Below are 4,987 nucleotides of genomic sequence, written 5' to 3'. Positions count from 1 at the left end.
AGTTCCGGCGCTCGATCTACGAACTGGCGTCACCGAGTAGGTCAGTAATCCTTGCCGAACACAAGGAGTCGGCACGTGGAATCGTCGGCAAGGGGTTGCCGACATACCAACCTGTGCCGCCAAGTAGGTCGGGAATCCTTTCCCGACGTAGCAGGCTTGCGAGCGTAGTTGTCGGCAAAGGATTGCCGACCTATGAATGCTGCGAACAGGGGGTGCCAATGTGGTCAGGAGGCCTTGCCGAACATCCCAGGGCGGCGCATGGCATCGTCGGCAAAGGATTGCCGACCTACAAATGCCATGTATCGAAAGTAGGCTGGGATGACGAAGGAATCCCAGCAATCCCGCTAGTTATCATGCATGGGATGCATGGTGCCGTGAGGATGTCCCGGCATGGCATCCGAGCCGTGCTCGGCGAGCTGGGCGTCGAACCATCGGTGTACGGCGGCGATCAGAGCGGGATCGCCGGATGAATAAACGATCTCCGCTCCATTCGGGAGTTCGCGGTATTCCACGTGCAATGTTCCCGGTTGGGCGTTTTTCAGCTCGGCGAGGCCCGGCATGTTTTCACCATGGATGCGAGCAGGATCGGAAAAATCGCCGCGGGCGAATTCCTCGGAAATCTTCGTCAGGTGCTGCCGGATGAGTTTGATCTGCCCGGCATTGGCCGGGTCCCGGACGACGACTTGCTGCACCCCTCCCGTTTCGGTCTTGGTAAAAACGTGCTGGGTTTGCTTGAGGTCGAAGGGCATGACCTCGGCCCCGCGTTTCGAGATTTCCTCCACGCGTTCCGGACTTGCCGTCTGTGCCGGCACCACTGTGGGTAATCCAAGAGCGAGAACGATCCCGGCAAATGCCCAAAGTCTTCGATTACGGCCTTGCATGACACGATCTCCAGTCAATTCGTCAATGCCCGGTTTTCAGATGCGCCGGACAGCATTCTTCGTAGCCCGGCACGCCCGTGCGGCGTTCGTACCAGGCGCGGCTGCGGTTGACCACGCCGACGGCGAGCAGCATCACCGGCACTTCGATCAAGACGCCGACCACTGTTGCGAGTGCCGCGCCGGATTCGAAGCCGAACAGGGCGATGGCGGTGGCCACGGCCAGCTCGAAGAAGTTGCTGGCGCCGATCAGCGCCGAAGGACCCGCCACGCAATGGGGCGAGCGTACGGCCCGGTTCAGGAGGTAAGCCAGTCCCGAGTTGAAAAACACCTGGATCAGGATGGGTACGGCCAGGAGCAGGATCACAATCGGTTGAGTCAGGATCTGCTCGCCCTGGAAACCGAACAGCAGCACCAGGGTGGCCAATAGCGCCGTCAGCGAGACAGGGTGCAGTACTTTCAGCAGCCGGTCCAGACGGGCGTATCCGTCCCCGTGGCGCAGAACCGCCATACGCAAGAGGTTGGCCAGGATCAGGGGTACGACGATGTACAGCAGCACCGACAGGAGCAGCGTGTCCCAGGGCACGGTGATCGCCGACAGCCCCAACAGCAAGCCGACGATGGGCGCGAAGGCGAAAATCATGATGATGTCGTTGAGCGCCACCTGGGACAGGGTGTAATGGGGCTCGCCGCGCGACAAATGACTCCAGACGAACACCATGGCCGTGCACGGCGCTGCGGCCAGGAGGATCAGCCCGGCGATGTAGGAATCGATCTGATCCGCCGGCAGCCAGGGCCGGAACAACTGACCAATGAAAAGCCAGCCCAGGAGCGCCATGGAAAACGGTTTCACGCCCCAGTTGACGAACAGGGTCACGCCCACCCCGCGCCAGTGCTTCACGACTCCTTTCAGCGCCTTGAGGTCCACCTTGACCAGCATGGGGATGATCATCAGCCAGATCAGCACCGCAACCGGCAAATTGATCTTCGCCATTTCCAGCCGTCCCACGGTTTGGAACGCTGCGGGGAAAAGATGCCCCAGCCCTATGCCGGCGACGATGCAGAGGAATACCCAAACCGTCAGATAGCGGTCGAACAGGCTCATGCCTTTGGCTTTTTCGCCCGGTCCGCGATCAGAGGGACGGACGCTTCGGGTTGTATTTCGGAATTTCGGTTTGTTCATGGCGGTAGCTTTCGCAAGCAGGTCAAAGGGTTTCCGTTCCGATGCGGTTAAGCGCCTCGGCCAGTTCCGACCGGGAGATCCTTTCCACCGGCAGCGCCAGCAGTCGGCGGATACGTTTTTCGAGGGCCGTGTAGGTCGCTTCGAAAGCGGCTTCGATGGTCTCGGGACTGCCGGTGACGTGGGCCGGGTCCGGCAAGCCCCAGTGCCCGCGAACGGCCGATCCCAGGTAAACCGGGCAGGCTTCCCCCGCCGCCGAATCGCAGACCGTGATCAGGATGTCGATCGGCGTGTCTTCGAGTGCGTCCCAAGACTTGCTGGCATAGCCTTCGGTCGGCAGGCCGTGGCGAGCCAGCGTCGCCAGGGCGTGCGGGTTGACCCGGCCGGTCGGATGGCTGCCGGCGCTGAAGGCACGAAAACGTCCCGCGCCCAGCCGGTTGATCAGGGCCTCGCCCAGGATGCTGCGGCAGGAATTGCCGGTGCAGAGTACGAGAACGTTGAGCGGACGCGGGTTCACGGAAGGATTCCTCATTCGGCGGGTTGGCAGCAGCTCGAGGCGGATTTGATCTGTATGGCCGTGTCTTTGCCGAAGGTCGGTATGCTGCTCAGCGAGTGAAAGGCCTCCCAGGCGATACCTTGGGGATCGACGGTCCAGTATTTGTCGGACTGGGCGTAGCAGCAGGCGGCTTGTTTTTGCGCCTCGACCGGCAGGGCGGCGTCGCTCAGGCCGCGGTTGACATCTTCCAGCTCCTCGCCGGATTCGACCTGGAGCCCCAGGTGATCCAGGCCGAGCCGGCTTCCCCGCGCGGAAATGGCGAAGTTGATGCGGGGATCGTCCAGCATCCACTTGGCGTAGTCGTCTTTCAGGACGCTGGGCTCGGTCTGGAACAAGGCGCTGTAGAAACGGATGTTCTTTTCGAGATCGTCGACGGCGATATGGACATGGAATCTTTTCATGGCAAATGCTCCGATAGGTTACTCAGGTTTCGCGGACATCAATCTTGCGGTTTCAACTTCACGTAACGGCGGCTCTGCCGACATCTCGGCCAGTGCCCGTTGTTGCACCGACGGCGAGGATAGTCTTGCCCGCGTCGCCCTTGCCGATGAGAACAGGAGCGCGGGAGCAGTTCGAAGAACCGCACAGTCGTCGATCGCGGCACCTTAGCCGCAGCAACTCTGCACAACCGGGTGTTCGACCGGGTCTCCTTCGAGAAAACGATGGGCCAGTTGCAGCATCGCCCTTGCGGGGGTCTCCTTCACGCTCTGGGCGGTTTTCACGGCGCGCATCATGTCATCGCGCGAGACCCCCAGCTTCTTCGCCTGCTGAAAGTGATATTTGAAACAGGGCTCGCAGTTGGCGGCAATCGCGGTGCCGATCGCTACGAGTTCGGCGACGGCGTCCGTATAAATGCTGGGCGCAGGCGTTTCGATGTTCAGTCCTGCCAGAGACGCCAGTTCCGCTCGGGCCGGATATCTGCCCTTGCTGCCGATTTGGCCGTCCACCAGAAGCAGAGGCAGGCATTCGTTACCTTCCTTCTCCAGCGAGGCCTTCACAACCGGGTTCGCCGCGAACGCTTGCGGGGCCTGGGAAAGGTTATGGCGGGCGACCTCGACGCCTTGTTCCGACAGCCACTGCACATCGGCGGCGAATTGCGCGAGAACGGGGTCGACCTCAACCCCGCACACGCCCGTGCCGCAGCATAGAGCGGGATCGTAGATTTCGAGCTTTTTCATGGGATTTCCTCTTATGCAAGTGATGAGGTGGGAAGTGAAAAGGCTATTCGCCATGTTGCGGTATATCGACACGTCCGATCTCGCGGACTTTTTGCTCCAGCGCGAGCCGTTCCAAACTCGCGGGATTAAGGCTCGCGAACAAGGTGACGCGCCGATGAAGAACGGCGAAGGCTTTCGCGAAAGCCAGGCGCTTTTCGTCATCGGAACCGGTGACCGCCGCGGGATCGGGCACGCCCCAATGGGCCGTGATCGGCTGTCCGGGCCAGGCCGGGCAAACTTCGCCCGCTGCGTTATCGCAAACGGTGATGCCGAAATCCAAATCCGGCGCGTCGGCTTGCGCGAATTCGTTCCAGTGTTTGCTCCGTGCGCCAGTGGCGGGAATTCCTTTTTTTGCCAGCCTTTCCAGGGCAAACGGGTTGACCGTTCCCGCCGGGTGGCTGCCCGCGCTGAAGGCGCGGAAACGGCCCTGGCCAATTGGTTCAATAAGGCTTCCGCCATGATGCTGCGCGCCGAGTTGCCGGTGCACAGGAAAAGTACGGTAAAGGTTTTGTCGGTCATGCCTGGGTTTCCTCGATGCCGGCGCAATCGGATGTGGCGGTCGGCTTGCAGGGCTTGCCGCTGCAGCAGTTTTCGGTCAGAAAGCCGAGCAGCTCGTTCATGGTCCGGAAATTGGCCGAATAGATGACGTAGCGGCTTTCCTGCCGGGACGAAACGAGATCGGCGTGGGCGAGTTCCTTCATGTGGAAGGAGAGCGAAGAGGGCGGAATGCCCAGCGTCTCGCTGATCTTCCCGGCGGACAAGCCTTCCGGCCCGGTTTGCACCAACAGGCGGAAGATGGCCAGGCGGGATTCCTGGGCGAGCGCTGCGAGGGCGGTGACGACTGATTTGAGTTCCATGGTTCAAAGATTATAGAAATATAAAATAATTGCAAGCGGAATTTTCTCTCGTCCCCAATCTCCGGATTGGGAACGCTACCCTGGAAGCCCCCGCTTCCCGAACGACAGCAAGCAAGAGCTTGCAAGACCGGGTTCCCAAGCCCGAAAGCTTGGGAACCCGTAGAAAAAGAACTAGGCCGGATCGAGCCGTTCGTCTCGGCTCAGGACAAGCTTATCCCGGCCTACGCGGGCTCAGTCCGCGACTCCCAGTATGACCGACCCGGCCTTGAACACGGCATGGGCCGCATCGCCCTCGCGCA

6 protein-coding genes and 1 pseudogene are annotated in these 4,987 nt (G+C 61.0%); all 7 read right to left on the bottom strand.

Annotated elements, in window-relative coordinates:
* Positions 1-344: 344 nt before the first annotated feature.
* The 7 genes and pseudogenes from ABJK70_RS19965 to ABJK70_RS19935 all read right to left on the bottom strand — a co-directional run bounded on the left by ABJK70_RS19965 (position 345) and on the right by ABJK70_RS19935 (position 4,688).
* Positions 345-881, bottom strand: coding sequence for an aspartate carbamoyltransferase (locus ABJK70_RS19965; protein ID WP_077728553.1), 537 nt, complete (start codon positions 879-881; stop codon positions 345-347).
* Positions 882-903: 22 nt separating this feature from the next.
* Positions 904-1,983 (bottom strand): ACR3 family arsenite efflux transporter, encoded by a 1,080-nt coding sequence (gene arsB, locus ABJK70_RS19960; RefSeq protein ID WP_077728732.1) that lies wholly within the window; start codon positions 1,981-1,983, stop codon positions 904-906.
* A 100-nt stretch (positions 1,984-2,083) separates the two neighbouring features.
* Positions 2,084-2,575, bottom strand: coding sequence for an arsenate reductase ArsC (locus ABJK70_RS19955; RefSeq protein ID WP_086134911.1), 492 nt, complete (start codon positions 2,573-2,575; stop codon positions 2,084-2,086).
* Between the two features lie 11 nt (positions 2,576-2,586).
* Positions 2,587-3,015 carry an ArsI/CadI family heavy metal resistance metalloenzyme gene (locus tag ABJK70_RS19950; RefSeq protein ID WP_347258869.1) on the bottom strand — a complete coding sequence of 143 codons (429 nt, stop codon included), beginning with the start codon at positions 3,013-3,015 and terminating at the stop codon, positions 2,587-2,589.
* Between the two features lie 204 nt (positions 3,016-3,219).
* Positions 3,220-3,792 carry an arsenite efflux transporter metallochaperone ArsD gene (gene arsD, locus ABJK70_RS19945; RefSeq protein WP_077728556.1) on the bottom strand — a complete coding sequence of 191 codons (573 nt, stop codon included), beginning with the start codon at positions 3,790-3,792 and terminating at the stop codon, positions 3,220-3,222.
* A 43-nt stretch (positions 3,793-3,835) separates the two neighbouring features.
* Positions 3,836-4,350 (bottom strand): annotated as a pseudogene (locus ABJK70_RS19940) (arsenate reductase ArsC).
* Complete coding sequence (locus ABJK70_RS19935) at positions 4,347-4,688, bottom strand: metalloregulator ArsR/SmtB family transcription factor (protein WP_347258868.1); 342 nt, start codon at positions 4,686-4,688, stop codon at positions 4,347-4,349. The pseudogene ABJK70_RS19940 and the gene ABJK70_RS19935 overlap by 4 nt, the downstream one beginning before the upstream one ends.
* Positions 4,689-4,987 lie beyond the last annotated feature (299 nt).

It is taken from the genome of Methylocaldum sp. (assembly GCF_039794385.1).
GTDB lineage: Bacteria > Pseudomonadota > Gammaproteobacteria > Methylococcales > Methylococcaceae > Methylocaldum.
This window is presented reverse-complemented; position numbering and strand designations above follow the sequence as displayed.